General features: G+C 70.7%; 14 protein-coding genes and 1 pseudogene. 12 read left to right on the forward strand and 3 right to left on the reverse strand.

Annotated features, from left to right (window positions below; translation table 11 throughout):
- Positions 1-214: 214 nt before the first annotated feature.
- From QFZ76_RS39025 to QFZ76_RS39055, 7 genes and pseudogenes are all read left to right on the forward strand, one after another.
- Positions 215-1,564 carry an extracellular solute-binding protein gene (locus QFZ76_RS39025; RefSeq protein ID WP_307678085.1) on the forward strand — a complete coding sequence of 450 codons (1,350 nt, stop codon included), beginning with the start codon at positions 215-217 and terminating at the stop codon, positions 1,562-1,564.
- Positions 1,561-2,563: pseudogene (locus QFZ76_RS39030) on the forward strand (carbohydrate ABC transporter permease). Before QFZ76_RS39025 ends, QFZ76_RS39030 begins: the two are co-directional and overlap by 4 nt.
- Positions 2,560-3,423 carry a carbohydrate ABC transporter permease gene (locus QFZ76_RS39035; RefSeq protein WP_307678086.1) on the forward strand — a complete coding sequence of 288 codons (864 nt, stop codon included), beginning with the start codon at positions 2,560-2,562 and terminating at the stop codon, positions 3,421-3,423. The pseudogene QFZ76_RS39030 and the gene QFZ76_RS39035 overlap by 4 nt, the downstream one beginning before the upstream one ends.
- Before the next feature lie 34 nt (positions 3,424-3,457).
- Positions 3,458-4,990 carry a glycosyl hydrolase family 28 protein gene (locus QFZ76_RS39040; protein WP_307678087.1) on the forward strand — a complete coding sequence of 511 codons (1,533 nt, stop codon included), beginning with the start codon at positions 3,458-3,460 and terminating at the stop codon, positions 4,988-4,990.
- Positions 4,987-8,322 carry an alginate lyase family protein gene (locus tag QFZ76_RS39045; protein ID WP_307678088.1) on the forward strand — a complete coding sequence of 1,112 codons (3,336 nt, stop codon included), beginning with the start codon at positions 4,987-4,989 and terminating at the stop codon, positions 8,320-8,322. The genes QFZ76_RS39040 and QFZ76_RS39045 overlap by 4 nt, the downstream gene beginning before the upstream one ends.
- 29 nt (positions 8,323-8,351) lie before the next feature.
- Positions 8,352-9,608, forward strand: a complete 1,257-nt coding sequence (locus QFZ76_RS39050; protein WP_307678089.1) for an alginate lyase family protein — start codon at positions 8,352-8,354, stop codon at positions 9,606-9,608.
- 108 nt (positions 9,609-9,716) lie between these two features.
- Positions 9,717-11,384 carry a carboxylesterase/lipase family protein gene (locus QFZ76_RS39055; protein ID WP_307678090.1) on the forward strand — a complete coding sequence of 556 codons (1,668 nt, stop codon included), beginning with the start codon at positions 9,717-9,719 and terminating at the stop codon, positions 11,382-11,384.
- 64 nt (positions 11,385-11,448) lie between these two features.
- On the opposite strand, the gene QFZ76_RS39060 is transcribed toward QFZ76_RS39055, so the two are convergent.
- Both QFZ76_RS39060 and mmuM read right to left on the reverse strand, forming a co-directional pair.
- A complete protein-coding gene (locus tag QFZ76_RS39060) occupies positions 11,449-12,504 on the reverse strand; it encodes a LacI family DNA-binding transcriptional regulator (protein ID WP_307678091.1) in 1,056 nt (351 codons plus the stop codon).
- Positions 12,505-12,644: 140 nt separating this feature from the next.
- Positions 12,645-13,568 (reverse strand): homocysteine S-methyltransferase, encoded by a 924-nt coding sequence (gene mmuM, locus QFZ76_RS39065; RefSeq protein WP_307678092.1) that lies wholly within the window; start codon positions 13,566-13,568, stop codon positions 12,645-12,647.
- Positions 13,569-13,689: 121 nt separating this feature from the next.
- Here mmuM and QFZ76_RS39070 point away from each other — a divergent pair, with 121 nt between their 5' ends.
- Together QFZ76_RS39070 and QFZ76_RS39075 are read left to right on the forward strand one after the other, a co-directional pair.
- Positions 13,690-15,060: an amino acid permease gene (locus tag QFZ76_RS39070; protein ID WP_307678093.1), complete on the forward strand. Its 1,371-nt coding sequence runs from the start codon at positions 13,690-13,692 to the stop codon at positions 15,058-15,060.
- Positions 15,061-15,069: 9 nt separating this feature from the next.
- Positions 15,070-16,224: an aminoglycoside phosphotransferase gene (locus QFZ76_RS39075; RefSeq protein ID WP_307678094.1), complete on the forward strand. Its 1,155-nt coding sequence runs from the start codon at positions 15,070-15,072 to the stop codon at positions 16,222-16,224.
- 6 nt (positions 16,225-16,230) lie between these two features.
- Here QFZ76_RS39075 and QFZ76_RS39080 read toward each other — a convergent pair whose 3' ends face one another.
- Complete coding sequence (locus QFZ76_RS39080) at positions 16,231-18,324, reverse strand: autotransporter (RefSeq protein WP_307678095.1); 2,094 nt, start codon at positions 18,322-18,324, stop codon at positions 16,231-16,233.
- Positions 18,325-18,542: 218 nt separating this feature from the next.
- Here QFZ76_RS39080 and QFZ76_RS39085 point away from each other — a divergent pair, with 218 nt between their 5' ends.
- The 3 genes from QFZ76_RS39085 to QFZ76_RS39095 all read left to right on the forward strand — a co-directional run bounded on the left by QFZ76_RS39085 (position 18,543) and on the right by QFZ76_RS39095 (position 21,559).
- A complete protein-coding gene (locus QFZ76_RS39085) occupies positions 18,543-19,712 on the forward strand; it encodes a glycoside hydrolase family 43 protein (RefSeq protein ID WP_307678096.1) in 1,170 nt (389 codons plus the stop codon).
- A gap of 1 nt (position 19,713) precedes the next feature.
- Positions 19,714-21,126: an RICIN domain-containing protein gene (locus QFZ76_RS39090; RefSeq protein ID WP_307678097.1), complete on the forward strand. Its 1,413-nt coding sequence runs from the start codon at positions 19,714-19,716 to the stop codon at positions 21,124-21,126.
- Positions 21,127-21,397: 271 nt separating this feature from the next.
- On the forward strand, positions 21,398-21,559 hold the full coding sequence (locus tag QFZ76_RS39095) for a hypothetical protein (protein WP_307678098.1): 162 nt from the start codon (positions 21,398-21,400) through the stop codon (positions 21,557-21,559).
- Positions 21,560-21,575 lie beyond the last annotated feature (16 nt).

Genomic DNA, 21,575 nt, shown 5'->3' on the forward strand with positions numbered 1-21,575 from the left:
CAAGACTCTTGACGTCGTTTCCGGACAGGAAGAAGCTCTGCCCCAACGCAAGACAACCGGTTGCCCAGACGGTTGCCGATCGGGCTGTTGAGTCGATTGCTGAATCGGTTGTCCGAACCGGTCGCCCGAATGGGTCGACGAACCGGCTGCCGCGATCGACGAGCCGATCTTTGGTCGATATCCCGAACGGAACAGAGCAGGAGGTGGTGCGTTCATGCGCCCACATGCCGGTGCCCCCCTGAGCCGCCGCCGATTTCTCGCCCTCTCGGCGGCCGGAGCCGCGACCGGAGCCGCGGCGCTCAACGGCTGCGCCCTGCAGGTGTCCACCGGGGTGAGCGGCCCGGGCGAGACCGTCACGGTGATGGCGAAGCCCGACGACATCTCCCCTGAACTGGTCCAACAGGCCCAGAAGGACCTCGGCCTCAAGATCGTCACGGTGCGGTACGACCTCACCAAGCTGATCGGGATGATGACCAACGGCAACCCGCCCGACCTGGTGCGCGGTGTCGGTGCCACGGACGCGCCGTACTTCGCCGCGCGGGAGGTGATGGAGGACCTGGACCCGTACTTCGCCAGGAGCACGGTGCTCAGGCTCGACGACCTGGACCCGGTCAACGACCTGTGGCGCTTCGACGGCCGCACCCAGGGCAAGGGGCCGCGCTACGGCATGGCGAAGGACTTCTCCCAGGACTCCATGTTCTGGTACAACACCGCGCTCTTCGACAAGGCGGGCGTCGGCCACCCGCCGGAGCTGGAGCCGGTCACCTTCGAGGAGTGGCTGGAAACCGCCAAGCGGCTCACGCAGCGCAAGAACGGCCAGACGACCGTCTTCGGCGGCAGCTACAACGGCGTGAACACCACCAACCTCCTGGCGAGCCTGACGGCGGCCGCCGGCGGAAGCCTCTTCAGCGACGACTTCTCCCGGATCGACTTCACCACCCCCGAGGCCCGCAAGGCGCTGGGCTGGTACATCGACTACGGCCGGACGAAGGTCGGGCCGAGCATCATCCAGCCCGACCCCAACGCCTGGGACGGGCCCACCTACCAGGCGAACCGCATGGCCATGTCGGGCAGCGGCTACTGGCTCGGCGGTCTGATCAACGCCGACAAGAAGCTGGCACCGGTCTCCCGCCTCGCCCCCGCGCCCGTCTTCCAGGGCGGCCAGCGGGTCAGCCCCTGTCAGGCCGGCACCGGTTTCTGGATGCCGAGCAAGGGGCGGAACAAGGAGGCCGCCTGGCGGGTCTTCGAGTGGTTCTTCGGCGAGGCACCCGCCAAGGCGCGCGCGTCCGGCGGCTGGGGCATCCCCACCCTGAAGTCACTGCGGCCGCTGATGCCTGCTCAGGAGACCTATCAGAAACGGGAGTTGGTGGTGCAGAACGCCGAGCTGAAGCACTTCTCGGTGATCGCCTTCACGCCGTACGCCACGGCGGACTCGCTCTACGCCCTCTTCAACCAGCACGCCCCCGCCGCGATGAACGGACAGATGTCGGTCGACACCCTGGCCGGACGCCTCAACTCGGTCATGAACGAGCAGCTCAAGCGCGGTAAGGAGCAGGTGGGATGACGGTCGACCAGATCTCCTCCGTCGCGGAGCGGCCGCCCGGCCCGGCCACGGGCGCCGGCCGGGCGCCGGCTTCGGACCGGCCGCGGACCTCCATGACCGCGCGCAGGCACCGGGCGTTCTACATGTTCACCTCGCCCTGGATCATCGGGTTCCTGCTGCTGACCATCGTGCCGATGGCGTACGCGCTGTGGCTGAGTTTCACCACCTTCGACGGCATCTCGCCCAACTGGCGCTACGTCGGGTTCGGCAACTACACCGAGCTGCTCGCCGACTCCACGACCTGGGACTCCCTGGGCCGCACCGGCCTGTTCGCGCTGACCTCGGTACCGCTGTCGATCATCGCCGGACTCGGGCTCGCCGTTCTGGTCAACCGGCCGATCAAGGCACGCGGGCTGTTCCGCACCCTGCTCTATCTCCCGGCCGTGGTGCCGCCGGTGGGCGTGGGCCTCGCCTTCAAGGCGCTCTTCGACCAGAACTCCGGTGCCGCCAACGGCGCCCTGACCCTGTTCGGCTTCGACGCCCTCGGCTGGCTCGCCGACCCCTACGCCCGCTACGTGCTCCTGATGAGCGTGCTGTGGGCCGCCGGAAACATCATGATCATCTCGCTGGCCGGGCTCCAGGACGTGCCCCGCGAACTCCACGAGGCGGCCCGCATCGACGGCGCGAGCGCCTGGCGGACCTTCCGCAGCATCACCGTGCCGCTGCTCTCGCCGGTGCTGCTCTTCCAGACGGTGACCGGCGTGATCGCCTCGGTGCAGACCATCATGCCGCTGCTGCTGACCCCGGACGGCACGACCGCGGGCGTCACCCGCGCTGCCGCAGTCCAACTACCTCTACATGATGCACGTGTTCGGGCAGTACTTCGCGCTCGGCCGCTACGGCTACGCCTCCGCACTGCTGTGGGTGCTCTTCGTGCTGATCCTCATCGTGACCGGACTCATCTTCAAGTTCACGTCCGGCGTGGTGTTCTACAACGTCGACCCGGAGGCGAAGAAGTGACAGCCACCAGCCTGCGCCCCAACTCGGCCCCCCGGGTGCGGATACGCGTCAACCGCCTTGTCCTCTACACCGTTCTCGTCTCCCTCACCGGCCTGTTCCTCGGCCCGGTCGGCTGGCTGATCCTCACCGGGCTCAAGACCCCGGCCGAACTGGCCGCGTCCCCCGTGCACTGGCTGCCCACCGACTTCCAGTGGCACAACTTCGCCGACGCCTTCAACCTGATCGACTTCCTCGGCTACGCCCGCAACTCCCTGATCATCGCGACCATCTACGCCACCCTGGTCACCCTCAGCTCGGCCTGGGTCGGCTTCGGATTCGCCCGCCTGGACGCGCCCGGCAAGAAGCCGCTGTTCGGCATCCTGCTCTGCTCGATGATGCTGCCCCAGCTCATCACCCTGCTGCCGACCTACCTGATCTTCGCCAAGCTCGGCATGGTCGACACCTACTGGCCGTGGGTGCTGTGGGGCCTGGCCGCCGCCCCGTATCTCGTCTTCCTCTTCCGCCAGTTCTTCGCCGGCCTGCCGCGCGAGCTGGAGGAGGCCGCGATCGTCGACGGCTGCGGCTACGCCACGATCTTCTGGCGGATCTTCCTGCCGCAGTCCTGGCCCGTGCTGTCCGCGAGCTTCGTGATCGCCTTCACCTGGAGCTGGGGGGACTACATCGCGCCCCAACTCCTGCTGTCGACCGACAAGTCGACGCTCGCCGTCGCCGTCATGTCGACGTACGTCACCTCGGCCGGCACCCCGGTCGCCAACCTCCAGGCCGCGGCCTCCGTGATGTACGTCGTCCCGATCCTGCTGATCTTCCTGATCGCCCAGCGCGGTTTCGTGGCCGGGATGTCCACGACCGGACTGAAGTAATCCCTCTTACCGAACCTTGTGCAAGGAGTTACGCATGAACGCGCCCCTGTCACGCCGGACCACCCTCCAGGCCGCCGGTGTCATCGCTGCCGCCGGCCTGGCGGGCAGCATCGCGGGAACCGCACAGGCCGCCGCGGCGGAGGAGGACGGCACCGCCGGCGACAGCGTGGTCATCCACCCGACGCTTCCGAAGGTGCCTGTCAACAACTCCTTCACCGTCAAGGTCCGGCCGCTCGGCGGTACCTGGCAGAAGCTCGGCGTCTACCTGGCCAAGCTCGCACTGATCGACGCGAACACCGGCAGCAACAGGGCCCAGAGCTCCTCCTGGGCCGCCTTCGACTTCTCCGGCACCGTCGAGGTCGAGGTCACGTACAACCCGGGCGGCGGCGAGAAGGTCCGCATCCGCCCGGACTCGTACGGCATCAAGCCCGAGGTGCTCGGCAGCACCGCGCGCTTCACCCTGGACCGGCCCCGCAACCTCGTCGTCCAGATCGACGACAAGATCTTCGACTGCCTGCACCTGTTCGCGAACCCGATCGAGCAGGACGTGCCCACCGAGGGCGACAAGAAGGTCATGTACTTCGGGCCCGGTCTGCACACCCACCCCGACCGGACCCTGAAGGTGCCCAGCGGCACCACCGTCTACCTGGCCCCGGGCGCCGTCCTCACCTCCAGTGTGATCTTCGAGGGCGTGGAGAACTCCCGGCTGATCGGCCGCGGCGTGGTCTACGACACGACCGGCGGCGCGGTCTTCGTCCGCAAGTGCGAGAACGTCACGATCGACGGCGTCACGATCCTCAACCCCCGGTACGAGAACATCAGAGTCGCCGAGTCCAAGAACCTCACCATCAAGAACCTGCGCGCCTTCAGCCACCAGGGCTGGGGCGACGGCATCCAGCTCTACTGCTCCGAGAACGTCACGATCGACGGCTGCTTCCTGCGCACCTCCGACGACTGTGTCGCCCTCTACACCCACCGCTGGGACTTCTACGGCGACACCCGCAACATCACCGTCAAGAACTGCTCCCTCTGGGCCGACGTCGCCCACCCGATCAACATCGGCGTGCACGGCAACTCCGACACCCCCGAGATGCTGGAGAACCTGCGCTACGAGAACATCGACATCCTCGACCACCGCGAGCCGCAGGTGACCTACCAGGGCGCCATCGCCTTCATGGTCGGCGACAGCAACGTCGTCCGGAACGTCAGGTTCGACAACATCCGCGTGGAGGACTTCCGCTGGGGCCAGCTCATCCACATGCGGGTCGAGTACAACCCGAAGTACAACACGTCGGCAGGCCGGAGCATCGAGTCCGTCTACATCAAGGACCTCAGCTACAACGGCAACAACGCCGACCTCTCGATCATCGCCGGCCTCGACGCCGAACACGCGATCAAGGACGTCACCTTCGAGAACCTCCTCGTCAACGGCAAGGTGATCGCCGACAGCACGGGCAAGCCGAAGTGGTATCTGGCCTCGGACGGCGTGCCCATGTTCGTCAACGAGCACGTGACGAACCTGAAGTTCCTCACCACCGCCGAGGCCGAGGCGGCCGCCGCGTCATGATCACATCTGCTCCGAGTCGCCGGAACTTCCTCGGCGGCACGGCGGCCCTGTTGCTGGTGGCGGGCGCGAGCGGACTGCTCGCACCCGGCACCGCCCGGGCGGCCGGCCACCAGACCCGTCGCACACAGTTCACACATCCCGGCCTACTGCATACAGTCGACGACATATCGCGTATGAAGGCCGCCGTCGCCGCCAAGGAATCCCCGGTCTACGACGGCTACCTCGCCTTGGCCGCCCACGCCCGCTCGCAGGCGACGTACCCGATCCAGAACACCGGCCAGATCACCTCCTGGGGCCGCGGCCCCACCAACTTCCAGAACCAGGCCGTCGCCGACTCGGCCGCCGCCTACCAGAACGCCCTGATGTGGTGCGCCACCGGCAACCGCGCCCACGCCGACAAGGCCCGCGACCTCCTCAACGCCTGGTCGGCCTCGCTCACGATGGTCACCGGCGCCGACGGGCCGCTCGGCGCCGGACTCCAGGCGTTCAAGTTCGTCAACGCCGCCGAACTCCTCCGCCACACCGGCTACGACGGATGGGCGGACGAGGACATCACCCGCTGCGAGGAGTCCTTCCTCGGCGTCTGGTATCCGGCCGTGTCCGGCTACATGCTCTACGCCAACGGCAACTGGGATCTGACGGCCCTTCAGTCCATCCTGGCCATCGGCGTGTTCTGCGAGGAGCCCACCCTCTTCGAGGACGCCCTGCGCTTCGCCGCCGCCGGCGCGGGCAACGGCAGCATCCCGCACCGCATCGTCACCGACGCCGGCCAGGGCCAGGAGAGCGGCCGCGACCAGGGCCACGAACAGCTCGCGGTCGGCCTGACCGGCGACCTCGCCCAGGTCGCCTGGAACCAGGGCGTCGACCTGTGGGGCCACGACGGCCACCGCATCCTCGCCAACTTCGAGTACGCCGCCCGCTACAACCTCGGCGGCGACGTCCCCTTCGTCCCGGACCTCGACCGCACCGGCAAGTACGTCAAGAAGACCGTCTCGGCGGTCGGCCGCGGCAACCTGCCCCCGGTCTACGAGATGGCCTACGCCCACTACGCCGGCGTCCGCGGCCTCGACACCCCGTACACCAAGGCGGCCGTCTTCCGCGGCACCGGCGGCGCCCGCTTCGTCGAGGGCAGCAACGACGACCTGCCCAGCTGGGGCACCTTCGCCTACGCCGGCACCAAGGCCCCCGCACCCGCCGTGCCCACGGCACCGGCGGGCGTCACGGCCACCGGCGACGGTACGTCCGTCACCGTGAGCTGGCTGCCGTCCGCGTGGGCGAGCACGTACACCGTCCGCCGGGCCACCGGCCCCGAGGGCCCGTACGAGGAGATCGCCACCGGCGTCGACAAGCCGACCTGCACGGACGGCGCAGTGCGCGCGGGACGGACGTACCACTACACCGTCACGGCTACCAACTCCCTTGGCAGCAGCGGGGATTCGAGTCCCGCCTCCGCGTCCGCGGGTCTCCCCGAACCCTGGGCGACCCGCGACGTCGGGGCCGTGAAGATCCCCGGCGCCGCCGCCTTCGACGGCGAGCGGTTCGTCCTGGAGGCGTCCGGCACCGCCGACACCTACCGCTTCGTCCATCTGCCGCTGCGTGGCGACGGCACGGTGACCGCGCGGATCGTGTGGCCGCTCAGCTCGCAGTACTCCAAGATCGGCGTCACCGTCCGGGCCTCCCTGGACGCGGACGCGGCGCACGCGGCCATGCTCATCCAGGGGCTGCCGCTGCACACCTGGAGCGGGGTGTTCTCGGTGCGGCCGTCCACCGGGGCCGAGGTCTCCGGCACCGGCAGTACGCCCGTGCCGCCTTCTCAGCAACAGGCGATCACCACGGCCGCGGCCTTCCCGATCTCCAGCCTGGGCGCCCTGCCCGAGTCGGCGACCCCGCTGGAGGCGCCGTACGTGGAAGGCGCGGGCGACGGCTACCGGCTGCGCGCGCCCTACTGGGTGCGGGTGACCCGCAAGGGCCGGTGGTGCACCGGGGCGATCTCGCCGGACGGCATACGGTGGACAGAAGTCGGTCGTACCGAGGTCGACGGTATGCCGAATATCGTATACGCCGGACTCGTCCTCAGCTCCTGCCTCGGCGTCGACGAGGAGTACGCCGAGACCGGCACCGGAGCCTTCGACAACGTGAGCGTCACCTCCGCGTCGGGCGAGGTGTGGTCGGTGCCCCGACCGGCCCGCGCGGCCGGCGACCTGCGGGCCACCGCGGGCGCCGATGCCGTCCGGCTGGCCTGGACCGACCCCGACCTCTCCGCCCGCTACAAGGTGCTCCGCGCCACCGACGCCGACGGCCCGTATGTGACCGTCGCGACCGGCATCGGCGCGGTCGGATCCGGCACCCGCATCCGGTACGCGGACGCGACCGGGACGCCCGGGACGACGTACCACTACGCCGTCGCGAAGACCAACACCGCCGGACGCGGCCCGCTGTCGGAGTCCGCCGCCGCGCAGATGCCGACACCCGCCGTACCCCGACCCACCTCCGCCACCGCCGCGTTCGCCAACAAGGGCGTCGCCTTCCGGCACCTGCTGCGTGGCTCGCACGAGCCCGTACGCTTCACCGCCGACGGCCTGCCCGACGGACTCCGCATCGACAAGCGCACCGGCCTCATCTCCGGAACCCCCACCGAGACCGGCGAGTTCACGATCACGACGACCGTCGGCAACGCGGCCGGAGACGGCACCGGCATCCTCGCCCTCACCGTCGGCACACCCCCGCCCGCCCCCTGGACCTACGGCGACCTCGGCGACGTGGTCCTCGACGACCGCGCCTTCGGGACGCTCGGCGTGGTCGCGATCCGTACGCCCGGCAGCACCTCGCACGCGGACGGGACCTTCGTGGTGCGGGGCGCCGGAACCGACCTCACCGTCAACAACCAGGGAATGACAGGGCAGTTCGTACGGCGGCCCGTCACCGGCGACTGTGAGGTCACCGCCCGGCTGGTCTCCCGTACCGGGGCCACCGCCGACCGGGTGGGCCTGCTGATGGCCAAGTCGCTGTCGCCGTTCGACCAGGCGGCCGGGGCGATCGTCACCGGCGGGACCACGGCACAGCTCATGCTGCGCACGACCGTGGCCGGACGCTCGACCTTCACGGGCAACGGCACGGTCGCCCTCCCCTCCCACCTGCGGCTGAAGCGGACCGGGACCGCCTTCACCGCCTACGTCTCCACCGACGACGGCGCCACCTGGACCGCCCTCGCCTCCGGCGAGGTCCCCGGCTTCGGCGACGCCCCCTACTACGTGGGCCTCGTGGTCTGCTCCCGCGACCCCCTGGCCCTCGGCACCGCGCAGTTCGAAGGGGTGAGCATCACGCCCCTCTAGATCTCCCCACAGATCGGAGATGCACAGCAATGAGCCGCACGAGCCGCACATCCCCCCACGGGCACCTCCAGGAAACCGAGTTGAGCCGCCGCGGTCTGTTCCGGACCGCCGGCGGTCTCACCGCCGCACTCGCGCTGGGCTCCACGTTCGCCGCCACCACGGCGGACGCGGCGCCCGCCGCGTTCACCCACCCCGGCATGCTGCACAACGCCGGCGACATCAACCGGGCCAAGGTCAGGGTCGCCGCGGGCGACGACCCCTGGCTGTCCGGCTGGAACAGGCTGACCGCCAACTCCCACTCGCAGTCGACCTGGACCCCCAGGGCCACGGCGACGATCATCCGCGGAGGCACCGGCGAGAACTACGGCCTCCTCTTCAACGACATCGCCGCCGCCTACCAGAACGCGCTGCGCTGGCGCGTCGGCGGCACGGAGGCGAACGCGCAGTGCGCCGCCAGGATCCTCAACGCGTGGTCGTCCACACTGACGACGGTCACCGGCAACGCCGACCGGTTCCTCGCCGCCGGTCTCTACGGCTGGCAGTTCGCCAACGCGGCGGAACTCATGCGTGACTACCCCGCGTTCGACCTCGCCCGCTTCCAGCAGATGATGGTCAAGGTCTTCTACCCGCTCAACAACCAGTTCCTGACCGGCCACAACGACGCCTGCATCACCAACTACTGGGCCAACTGGGACCTGTGCAACATGGCCTCCGTCCTGGCCATCGGGATCCTCAACAACGACGGCGCCAAGTTCGACCAGGCCGTCACGTACTTCAAGTCCGGCGCGGGCAACGGCTCCATCGCCCACGCCGTGCCGTACCTGTATACCGACGCGGACGGCTACGCGCTGGGCCAGTGGCAGGAGTCCGGCCGCGACCAGGGGCACACGGTCATGGGCATGGGCCAGATGGGCGCCATCTGCGAGATGGCCTGGAACCAGGGCGAGGACCTCTACTCGTACGACGGCCGCCGCTTCATGAAGGGCGCCCAGTACGTCGCCAAGTACAACCTGGGCATGGACGTGCCCTTCACCACCTACACCTGGGGCACCGGGCAGAGCTGCGCCCAGCAGTCGCAGACGGTGATCTCCTCGGCCTCCCGCGGCCAGGTGCGCCCGGTGTGGGCCATGCTCCACTACCACTACAACCGGCGCGTCTCCCTGGACGACAAGTACATCTCCCAGATGTGCTTCTCGGTCGCCCCCGAGGGCGGGGGAGGTGACTACGGCTCCACCAGCGGCGGCTACGACCAGCTCGGCTTCGGCACGCTGATGTACGCCAAATAGCCGCAAAGCCGGGCTCGTGCACCGGAATACCGGGCCACCATGTGGTGCTCTGATGTTCATGGTGCACGAGCGCGGTGCACGGACGCGGTGCGGGAGGCCGGTGGGCGCATGACGGCAGCGGACCAGGTGGACGAGGCGGACCGGACAAGCCGGGACCCCGTGGTCAGGACCCCGTACGGGGCCGTACGGGGCCGGTACGAGCACGGCGTCGCGGTGTTCCGGGGCATCCCCTACGCGGCCCCGCCCTTCGGACCGCGCCGGTTCGGGCCGCCCGTGCCGCCCGAGCCGTGGGACGGCGTGCGCGACGCGGGCGCCTTCGGGCCGACGGCGCCGAAACCGCCGTACTCCGAAGCCTTCGCGCAGTACCTGTCCGACCCGGCCGTGCCCGGCGACGACTGCCTCAATCTGAACGTCTGGACGCCGGAGCCGGGCCCTGGTGCCCGGCTCCCGGTCATCGTGTGGCTGCACGGCGGGGCCCTCACCCGGGGCTCGTCGGCCGTGCCCGTGTACGACGGGCGCACCTTCGCCCGCGACGGCGTCGTCTTCGTCTCGGTCAACTACCGGCTCGGCGTCGAGGGATACGGCCTGTTCCCGGACGTCCCCGCCAACGCCGGCCTGCGCGACCAGCTCGCCGCACTCCAATGGGTGCGTGAGTCGATCGCGGCCTTCGGCGGCGACCCCGACCGGGTCACCCTGGCCGGCCAGTCCGCCGGGGCGATCAGCACCGGCGCCCTGCTGGCCGCCCCGCAGGCCCAGGGCCTGTTCCGGCGCGCGGTCCTGCAGAGCGGGCCGCCCGAGGCGAGCGACCGCGACAAGGTACGGCGGATGGTGCGCCGGATGGCGACCCGGCTGAAGATCCCCGCCACCGCGGCCGCCTTCGCCGAGGTCGACCGTGAGCTGCTGCTGCGCACCCAGGCCGAGGTGGGCAGACTCAGCAGCCCGGTGCTCGGCGGCCCCGCCTTCGGGATCGTCGTCGACGGCGAGCTCGTGCCCCGGGACCCGCTGGAGGCACTCGTCGAGGGCGACGTGGCGGCGGGCGTCGACCTGATGATGGGCTGGACCAGCGACGAGTACCGGCTGTGGCTGGTGCCCGGCGGACTCGTGGAGCGCGTCGACCGGCTCGGCGCGGTCGCCCTGGCCGGCGCGATGGCCCGCTGCCACTGCGGCCACGAGGTGCCCCGCGGCTACCGCGCCCTGCACCCCGAGGCCGGCACCGCCGAGATCGTCGGCCAGATGGTCACCGACCACCTGCTCCGCCTCCCCCTGCACCGCCTCGCCGAGGCCCGCCCCGGCTCGGCGTACGTCTACGAGTTCGCCTGGCCGTCCAACCTCCCCGGCCTCGGCGCCTGCCACGCCCTCGAACTCGGCTTCGTCTTCGACACCGGCGAGGTCCCCGACTCCGCCAAGCTCGCCGGCTGGGGCACTCCGCGGGAACTGGCCGACGCGATGCACGGGGCGTGGGTGCGGTTCGCGACCGAGGGCGATCCGGGCTGGCAGGGCTGGGACGCCTCGCACCCGGTGCGGATCTTCGGCGACGGGGAGCCGCGCACGGCGTACGGACCGCGCGACCGGGAGTTCGCCGTGTGGACGGCGGACGCGACCGCGCGGGCCGGGGCGAGCGAGCGGGCCGGGGTGGCCGCGCAGGCACTCGACGACTCAGTCGAGGACGGCTTCCCCGTGCGGATGGCGGCGGCGCGCAACACGGTCGCGCGGAGTGCGGAACTGCGGTCGGTGGTACGGCGGTTGCGGCTGCCGGGGTCGGTGCGCCGCCCCTGACGAGCGGGCTCCGGGCCCGGGCGGCCGGCCCCCGGACCGGCGGCCGTCGCTTCGGGCATCGGGCTCAGGAACCGGTTGCCGCCACCGAGTCCCGCACCACCACATGGGTGCCCAGGAGCAGATGCTCGTCCGGGGCTTCGGCGGTGCGGCCCAGTGCCGTGCGCACGGCGAGACGGCCCAGTTCCTCGTAGGGGACGTGGACCGTCGTCAGCGCGGGGTGCAGGTCGCGGGCGAAGGGGATGTCGTCGTAGCCGGCCAGCGAAACATCGCGCGGTACCTCCAGGCCCGCCTCGTGCAGCGCGGTCAGCGCGCCGGCGGCGACCATGTCGGTGGCGGCGACCACGGCCGTGAAGTCCAGCCCGTCCTTCAGCGCCCCGCGCATCAGACGGTGGCCGGAGTCGCGGGTGAAGTCGCCGTGCAGCAGCAGCTCCGGCTCCGGTTCCAGGCCGCGGGCGCGATGGGCGGCCAGATAGCCGCGCTCCCGGCCCTGCGCGGTGGTGTGGTCCGCCTTGCCGCCGAGGAAGAGCACCCGCCGGTGGCCCTGGGCCAGGACGTGGGCGACGAGGGCGTAGGCGCCGCCCTCGTTGTCGTACTCGATGACGGTCACCGGTGCCCCGGGACCCAGCGTCGGACGGCCGCACAGCACCAGCCTGGAGCCCGCCGACGCCAGCGAGTCGGCCATCCGGCGGGTGCGCTCGCGGTACTCGGCGGTGTCGGCGGCGCCGCCCACCAGGATCACGGCGGCGGCCCGCTGGGCGCGCATCATCTCGACGAACTCCAGCTCGTGCCGGACGTCGCCCTCCGTGCTGCACACCAGGCACAGGTGCCCGAGCCGGGTCGCCTCGCGCTCCACGCCGTGCGCCATCAGCGCGAACGACGGTCCGGTGATGTCCTCGAGGACGAACGCCAGCGTGGGCGTGCCGACACCCGCCACCGCCTTGGCGCGCGCGTCGGCGACATAGTCCAGTTCACGGACCGCCCGCATCACCCGCGTCCGCGTCGCCGAACTCACCGGATAGACCCCGCCGAGCACCCGCGACACGGTCGACGCGGACACCCCCGCCCGGGAGGCCACGTCCCGGATCGTGCTCCGCCCCGCGTCCTCGCTCTTCCTCGTCATACCTGCCTCGTCCCTCTCCCGGGCTGTCCCGCCCACCCCTCGGGAACTGCGGCAACATGGATGGAAACCGGTTCCCGAAACGGAGGCTAGCAGTGGCGGGGGGCGGGGACGAGAGGTGGAGCCGGGCCTTGTGGAGCGGCTCAGGACTTCGCCAGCGTCGCCGCAAGGGACGTGATCGCCTCCGGGCCCACCCGGCAGCATCCGCCGATCAGCCGGGCCCCGGACTCCCGCCAGCCCTGCACCTCCTCGGGCGCGAACGAGGAGCGGCCGTTCCAGGCGCGGGCCTCGGCGTCCCAGGCCTCGCCGCTGTTGGGGTAGACGACGACCGGCTTGCCCGTGACCCGGGCGGCGGTCTCCACCGCGGCGTCGACGTCCTCGGGGGCGCAGCAGTTCACTCCGACGGCGACGACCTCGTCCGCGTCGGCGGCCAGGGCGAAGGCCTCCTCGAGGGGCTGGCCGGCGCGGGTGCGGTCGCCGGCGACGCTGTACGACAACCACGCCGGTACGCCGAGCCCGCGCACCGCGCGCAGCAGGGCCTCCGCCTCGTCGGCGTCCGGGACCGTCTCCAGGGCGAGGACGTCCGGACCGGCGGCGGCCAGCACTTCCAGGCGGGGCCGATGGAAGGCCTCCAGCTCGGCCACGGTCAGGCCGTACCGGCCCCGGTACTCGGAGCCGTCGGCGAGCATCGCGCCGTACGGGCCGACGGAAGCCGCCACCCACAGCGGCCGGGTGACGCCCTTCGCGCGAGCCTGCGTCGCCGCGTCGCGGGCCAACCCGACGCTCAGGCCGAGCAGTTCGGCCGCCCGCTCCCGCTCGATCCCGCGCTTGGCGAAGCCTTCGAAGGTCGCCTGGTAGCTGGCGGTGATCGCCACGTCCGCGCCCGCCAGGAAGTAGGCGAGGTGCGCCTCGGTGATCGCCTCGGGCTGCTCCGCGAGCAGCCGCGCCGACCACAGCTCGTCGCTCAGGTCGTGCCCGGCGGACTCGAGCTGGTTGGACATACCGCCGTCGAGGACGACGGTCCTCCCGGTGGTGAGGGCGGCGGCGAGCGTGAGATGGCTGGTCATACGACGACGGTAGTCGAGTCGCAGCGGGTGCACCGCCCGGAGTGTGTCCAGAACGTGAACAGATTGCCCACGATGTGGAACGGCGGATACGATCACGCTTCCCCGCCTCCCCGGAAGTGACATGACTGCCCCCAGTACCACCCAGTCCGCCGAGCCCGAGGCGCGGTCCGCCCCGCGCCGCCGCACCTTCGGCCCGGCCGCGGCCACCGCCCTGGTGATGGGCAACATCATCGGCGGCGGCATCTTCGTGCTGCCCGCCACCGTCGCCCCGTACGGCGGCGTCAGCCTGGTCGCCTTCGTGGTTCTGTCGGTCGGCGCGGTGCTGCTCGCGCTGCTCTTCGGCAAGCTGGCCCGGCGCAGCCCGGTCACCGGCGGTCTGTACGTGTACCCGCGCGACGCCTTCGGCCCCTTCGCGGGCTTCCTGTCGGCATGGTCGTACTGGACGATGTGCTGGGTCAGCATCGCCGCCCTCGCGGTCGCGGTCGTCGGCTACGTCGACGTCCTGATCCCGCTGCACGGCAACCACACCCTCGAAGCGCTGGTCGCGCTCGCGGCGCTGTGGCTGCCGGCCGCCGCGAACTTCGCCGGCACGCGCTGGGTCGGGACCGTCCAGGTCGTCTCCACGATCCTCAAGTTCGTGCCGCTGCTGCTGGTCGCCACCGTCGGCCTGTTCTTCGTCGACACCGACAACTACGGCCCGTTCAACGCCTCCGGCGAGAGCGTCTCCGGCGCGCTGGCCGCCTCCGCCGCGCTGCTCCTCTACAGCTTCCTCGGCGTCGAGTCGGCGGCCGTCAGCGCGGGCGAGGTCCGCGACCCCGAGCGCAACGTCGGCCGCGCGAGCGTCCTCGGCACGCTGGGTTCCGCCCTCGTCTACATCCTCGGCATCGTCGCCGTCTTCGGACTCGTCCCGCACGACAAGCTCGTCGACTCCGGCGCCCCCTTCGCCGACGCGGTGAACTCGATCGCGGGCGGCACCTGGGGCGGCACCGCCATCGCCCTGGTCGCCGTCGCCTCCATCACCGGCTGCCTCAACGGCTGGATCCTGATGGCCGCGCAGATGCCGTACGCCGCCGCCCGCGACGGCCTCTTCCCGGCGCCGTTCGCCCGTGTGGGCAAGGGCGGGGTGCCGGCCTTCGGCGTCTGGACCGTCGCCGTCCTCGGCACACTCCTGATCGCCCTCAACTACACGGCGGGCCCGGACACGACCTTCCGCGTCCTCGTCCTGATCACCACGTTCACCGGCTGCGTGCCCTACCTGCTCTCCGCCGCCGCCCAGCTGTACTGGCTGGCCAAGGGCACGCGCGAGCAGATCCGCCCGGCGGGCCTGGCCCGCGACCTGATCGTGGCGGCCCTCTCCTTCGCGTTCTCCTTCTGGCTGATCGCGGGCGCCGGCTACGCGGCCGTCTACCAGGGCGTGTTGTTCCTCTTCGCGGGCATCCCGGTGTACGTGTGGCTGCGTGGACGCCAGGAGCCGGCGGAGGAGTCCGCCTAACCTTGGGGGATGTCCGACACCGATGCCGTGGACGCGCAGGGCGCCGAAGCCGCCGACGCCGAGGGTGCGTACGAGGAGGCCCGGCAGGTCCTCGGCCCCTTCACCGGGCCCGTCTTCCTGGCGCCCCTCACCCACAACCCCAAGAACGGCGTCACCGGCGGCGTCTGGGTCGTCAACGCCGGTGACCGCGCCGCGATCCTGAAGGTCCTCACCCGCTCCAAGGAGGCCACCGGACGCTGGGCGGCCTCGGAGGACCCCCGGCACTGGAACTACTGGCGGCGCGAGGCCGACGTCTACACCTCAGGCCTCGCACAGGTCTGGCAGCCGTACGGCGTCCGCGCGCCGCGGCTGCTGGCCCGCGTCGAGCGGCCGGACGGCGACATCGCGCTGTGGCTGGAGCGGGTACGCGGCGAACCCGCCACCCGCTGGAAGCCCGCCCGGCACGTCGAACACGCCCGCCGCCTGGGCGCCGCCCAGGGAGCCGTCGGCGCGGTGGCCGACGAGCCGTGGCTCTCGCACCGCTTCCTGCGCCAGTACGTCGGCAGCAACACCGTCGGCCAGGAACTCCTCGACGACGATGAGGCCTGGCGACAGCCTCTGGTCCGCGACCACTTCCCCGAGGGCCTGCGCCGCGAGATGGTCCGGCTGCACCACGACCGCGACTGGTTCCTCGACATCATGGAGTCCCTGCCGCGCGCCTTCAGCCACCTCGACCACTGGCCCGCCAACACCTGCGCCGACGGCCCCCACAGTGCCGTGTTCGACTGGGCCTTCGCCGGCGACGGAGCCCTCGGGGAGGACCTCGGCAACTACCTCCCCGACTCCGTCTTCGACCTGTTCGTCCCGGCCGCCCGCCTCCCCGAGTACGCGGCGAGGGCCTACGACGCGTACCTGCACGGCCTGCGCGAGAGCGGCTGGAACGGCGACGAGAACCTCGTACGCCTCGCGGTCTGCGCCTCGGCCGTGAAGTACGACTGGCTCACCGCCCTCATGCTGGCCAACGCCGGCGAGGCGCAGCTGGACTACGGCGGCGGGCAGTCCGTGGACGCCGAACGCCGCTACCGCGAACGGGGGTTGACCCTGGCCTACCTCGGGGAGTGGGCGAGGGAGGCACGCGAGCTGGCCCCGCGGCTGGGGTTTCCAAAGGCGCCGAGCGGACGGTAGCAACCGTTACCCACGCGCCGAGTGCCGCCCACCCCGTCGCCTGCCCCCGCGCCTGCGCCGCGTCGCGGGGACCAGCAGCCCGCCCAGCAGCCCGAGACCCAGCGCGTACGGCCACCAGCCGAACTCCTCGTCGTCCGCAGCAGTGGCGCTGCGTGTCACGAGGGCGCCGGACGTCGTCGGGGTGCCGGAAGCGCTGGGGGAGGGGCTCGCGGTGACGGCACCAAGGGTCACGTCGTTGCCGTCCCCGCCCTTGTAGCTGATCCGGTACGTCCTGTCGGCGAGCTTCACCTTCGTGCCCTCCTTCAGGCCGCTGAACGCGCCGACGGTCTTCGCTCGGCCCGTGTTCGAGAGCACGGTGATCTTGCGCGCGGGCTTGGTCCCGGCGGCCGACAGATCGAGGTCCCCGGCCAGCCGCACCGGACCCGTCACCTTCAACGGCTTGTCCCGCAGCACCAGTTCACCCTTCGCGCGCTGCGTGTAGGCACCGGAGACGGTGAGACCGCCCGCGACGACCCCCTCGTTCGTCACCGCCCCCTTCACCACGCCCTTGCCGGTCAGCGTCGTCGCCACCCGCAGTCCGGACGTCCCGGCATCCAGCCGAGACCCCGCCGCGGACAGCCTGATCACCTTGCTGCGTACGAGAGTCGCCCCCGACCGCAGAGCCAACGTGCCCTTCTTGACCGTCGTGGCCCCGGTGTACGTCACCGCGCTGCCCGTCAGCGTCGTCGTGGCCGCCCCCGCCTGCACGAACGCCCCGCTCCCGCCGACGTACGCCAAGGAGATCGCCCTCTTCGCGTTGTTCACGACGAGCGTCCCGTCGTTCACCACCCGCCGCCGCTCGGTGCCCGTCAGCAGGGAACCGTCCCCCTGCCCGGACCCCAGCCGCAGCACCGCCCCCTTCTCCACGGTCGTGGAACCGTCGTAGTACTGCTTCGCCGCGAAGGTGACGTCGTTCCCGCGCGTCCCCGCGATGACGATGTCCCCGGCGCCGGGCGCGGACAGCGTGTCGTGGAAGACGCCGCCACCGATCGGCGCTCCCAGTGTCACCGGGCCGTTGTAGTCGAACGTGAGCAGCGAACGGGAGCGCGCAGCAAGGAGGTTGATGTAGACCGTCTCGGCGGTGCCCGGCATGAAGATCTTGCTCGTGGTGCCGTCGCCCCACTGGACGTTGGCGCCCTTGATGTTGGTGCCGCGCTTGTTGACGTTCTTCCGTGCGGGCGTCCAGTTCAGGGCGGGGTCGCTGAGCGAGGGGTCGGTGTCGCCGCCCTGGTTCGACCAGCTGTACTGGCCGGTGAGGACGACCTTGCTGCCGGGCCGGGACTGGACGTTGATGTCGCTGCCGTACTCGCGCTGGTAGAAGTCCATGCCCTCGGTGACGGTCTGGCCCAGCGGGGTGTCCACGGTCCAGGTGCCCTGGTTGAGGACCTTGCGCATGTTCGGCAGTGAGGTCGCGAACTCCGGCCTGCCGGCGTTGACCTGCGTGCCGTTGTCGATCACCCCGGAGAAGGGGTGGGTGCCCGACAGGTCCCAGGTGCCCCAGAGGAACCGCGGCTGGGTGATCAGGCCGGAGCCGCTGATGGTGCCCAGGTTGTAGGCGCTCTTCAGGGAGAGCCGCAGGGTGCCGTCGACGCGGATGTTGTCCTGGTTGAGCCGGAACGCCGGGGTGTTGTACGGAAAGTGGCCGATCAGCCCGGTCGTGCCGCCGTTGCCGTACTGCAGGGTCGCGCCCCGCTCGACCGTGATCGCGGGCGGATCGGGGTCGGCCACGGTGACGTACGGGTGGTTGCCGCCCGGGGTAGCCACCTTCTGCCGCTGCCGGGACCGCGGCAGCGTGAAGTCGCTGTCCTTGGTCAGGACCAGGGTCCCGCCGCCGCGCACGGTGAGCGTGCCCTCGCCGCGGAAGACTCCGTCGTACGTCGTCGTCCCCGACGGCACGGTGACGACCGTGTCGCCGGTAAGCGTCACGTCCCGGTCGGCGAGCACGTCGGCGGTGACGTCCCGGGCACCGGCGGCCGCCGCCGGGGGAGCGGTGGCGAGGAGGGCGGCCACGGCCGCGAGGGCACCGGCGGCCGCTGCTGTCTTGTGGGTATGGCTGCGCACACCAGGGAGACGGGCCGAGGTGGCGGCCGATAACAAAAACCTGGGGAGCAAAAGGCGGGGAGCAAAAACCTGGGGACAGAAAGCGCCTTCTCCAGTCTCGTCCAACCCGTTGACCTCCCCGATCCACCCGCTTACCTTTTCGGCGTTCGGAATAACAACAGATGTTCTCAATATCGAACATCGCTCTCAGGACACCCCACCCCCGAGAGGCAGTCCGTATGAGCCGCGACAACGACCTGCCCGAAAATCCCCATGCCCCTGAAGACCCCAGCCGCAGACTGCTGCTGAAGGGTGCCCTGGCCGCGGGCGCCCTGGCGGCGACCACCGCCGGCGTCGCCCACGCCGCCCCGACCCCCAAGGCAGCCCCGTACGTGAACCCGCTCGTCCGCAACCGGGCCGACCCGCACATCCACCGGCACGCCGACGGCCACTACTACTTCACGGCGACCGCACCCGAGTACGACCGGATCATCCTGCGCCGCTCCCGCACCCTGAACGGTCTCGGGACCGCCGCCGAATCCGTGATCTGGACCAAGCACGCGACCGGTGCCATGGGTGCGCACATCTGGGCGCCGGAGATCCACCGCATCGGCGGCAAGTGGTACATCTACTTCGCCGCGGCGCCCGCCGAGAGTGTCTGGGACATCCGTATCTGGGTGCTGGAGAACGCCCACCGCGACCCCTTCAAGGGGACCTGGACCGAGCGCGGTCAGCTCAAGACCGCCTGGGAGACCTTCTCCCTGGACGCCACCACCTTCACCCACCGGGGCACCCGCTACCTCGCCTGGGCGCAGCACGAGCCCGGAATGGGCAACAACACCGCCCTGTGGCTGTCGAGGATGGCGAACCCGTGGACCCTGACGGGCGCTCAAGTACGCCTGTCCACCCCCGAGTACGACTGGGAGTGCATCGGCTACAAGGTCAACGAGGGTCCGTCGGTCATCTGCCGCAACGGCCGCCTCTTCATGACGTACTCCGCCAGCGCCACCGACTTCAACTACTGCATGGGCCTGCTGACCGCCGACGCGGCCAGTGACCTCATGGACCCCGCCAGCTGGGCCAAGTCGCCGACGCCGGTGTTCACCAGCAACGACACCACCAAGCAGTACGGCCCGGGCCACAACTCGTTCACCGTCGCCGAGGACGGCCGCACCGACGTCCTCGTCTACCACGCCCGCCAGTACAAGGAGATCGTCGGCGACCCGCTGAACGACCCCAACCGCCACACCCGCGTCCAGAAGCTCGGCTGGAAGGCGGACGGCACCCCCGACTTCGGCATCCCCGTGGCCGACACGGCCGCCACGACCGGCACGGCCCCCATGACCGGCACGGCCCCCATGACCGGCACAGCCGACTCGGCCGCCGCACCCCTCAAGGAGAGTTCCTGACATGAGACGTGCCTGCGTTGCTCTGCTCGCCCTCTGTCTGGCGCTGCTCGGCGCCCTGGCCACCGCCGGACCGGCTCAGGCCGCACCCCAGACGATCGTCAACGGCACCCAGTTCACGGACACTTCGGGCAGCCCCGTGCACGCCCACGGTGGCGGGGTCCTCAAAGTCGGCTCCTACTACTACTGGTTCGGCGAGAACCGCAACGCCGACAACACCTTCCGGTACGTGGACGCCTACCGCTCCACCGACCTGAAGAACTGGGAGTTCCGCAACCACGTCCTGACCGAGGCCACCGACCCCGAGCTGGCGACCGCCAACATCGAGCGGCCGAAGGTCATGTACAACGCCTCCACCGGCAAGTACGTGATGTGGATGCACAAGGAGAACGGCACCGACTACAGCGAGGCCCGCGCCGCCGTCGCCGTCTCCGACACCGTCGACGGCAACTACAGCTGGCAGGGCAGCTTCCGCCCGCTCGGCCAGCACATGTCCCGTGACATCACGGTCTTCGTGGACACCGACGGCGCCGGCTACATGGTCTCCGCCGCCCGCGAGAACTACGACCTGCACATCTACCGGCTCACCGCCGACTACACGGGCATAGCGAGCCTGGTCGCCGACCCCTGGCACGGCGGTCACCGGGAGGCCCCGGCGCTGTTCAAGCGGGGCAACGTCTACTTCATGCTGACCTCGGGCGCGACCGGCTGGAGCCCCAACCAGCAGCAGTACGCCACGGCGACCTCGCTGTCCGGCCCCTGGTCGGCGATGACGAACGTCGGCGACTCGACGACCTACGGCTCGCAGACCGCGTTCGTCCTTCCCGTGCAGGGCAGTTCGGGCACCTCGTACCTCTACCTGGGCGACCGCTGGGGCAACTCCTTCGGCGGGACCGTCAACGACTCGCGGTACGTGTGGCTGCCGCTGAGCTTCCCCAGCTCGACCTCGATGTCCATGTCCTGGTCCCCTGAGGTGACCGTCGACACGGCCGCCGGCACGATCAGCGGCACGAGCGCCACGTACAACACGCTGATCGCCCGGAACTCGTCCAAGTGCGCCGATGTGACGAGCCAGTCGCTGTGGCAGGGCGCCCAGATCAAGCAGTACGACTGCAACGGCGGCACCAACCAGAAGTACTGGTTCAAGCCCCTCTCCGGCGGCTACTACCAGCTGATGGTCAGGAGCAGCTCCCTGTGCGTTCAGGAGAACGCGAGCACGGTCACCCAGGAGAACTGCAACTCCTCCGCGACCAGCCAGCAGTGGTCGCTCACCACCACTGGCTCCTACGTCACCGTCAAGGCCCGCGCGACCGGCGAGTGCCTGGACGTGAACGGCGGGTCCACCGCCAACGGCGCGGCCGTCATCACGTACACCTGCAACGGCGGCACCAACCAGCAGTGGACCCGCGGTACCTGAGCCGCGCCCATGGAGCCCGACGGGACCGGTCCCGTCGGGCTCCGGCGAAACTGGAGCCTCGACCAAGGGAGGTTGCATGGCTCTGTTTCGCAGGAAGAGGCAGTCCCCGCCGTCCGCGGGTCAGGCCGGTGGATCCGCGGGTCAGGCCGGTGGGTCCGCGGGGCGGGGTGGTCACCAGCCGTGGCTGGATCACGGTCTGACCAACGGCGCCATGGTTGCCTGCGGCGGTTGCGCCAGGGGACTCAGGGTCACACTCCAGTCGCAGTCGGCCGTGACGGTCAGCCATGACGGCGCGATGGACGGCATGGCCCTGATCTGCACCGGATGCGGCCGCCTGCTCTGCGCGGACTGCGCACTGGCCGCGAGCGACAACCCCTACCTGCCGAAGTGCGACCGCTGCCGAGCCTCGGTGACCGTCCCGATGTCGCGGTGAGCCGCGGCGTCGCGGG

Source organism: Streptomyces sp. V4I2 (assembly GCF_030817655.1).
Lineage (GTDB): Bacteria > Actinomycetota > Actinomycetes > Streptomycetales > Streptomycetaceae > Streptomyces > Streptomyces plumbiresistens.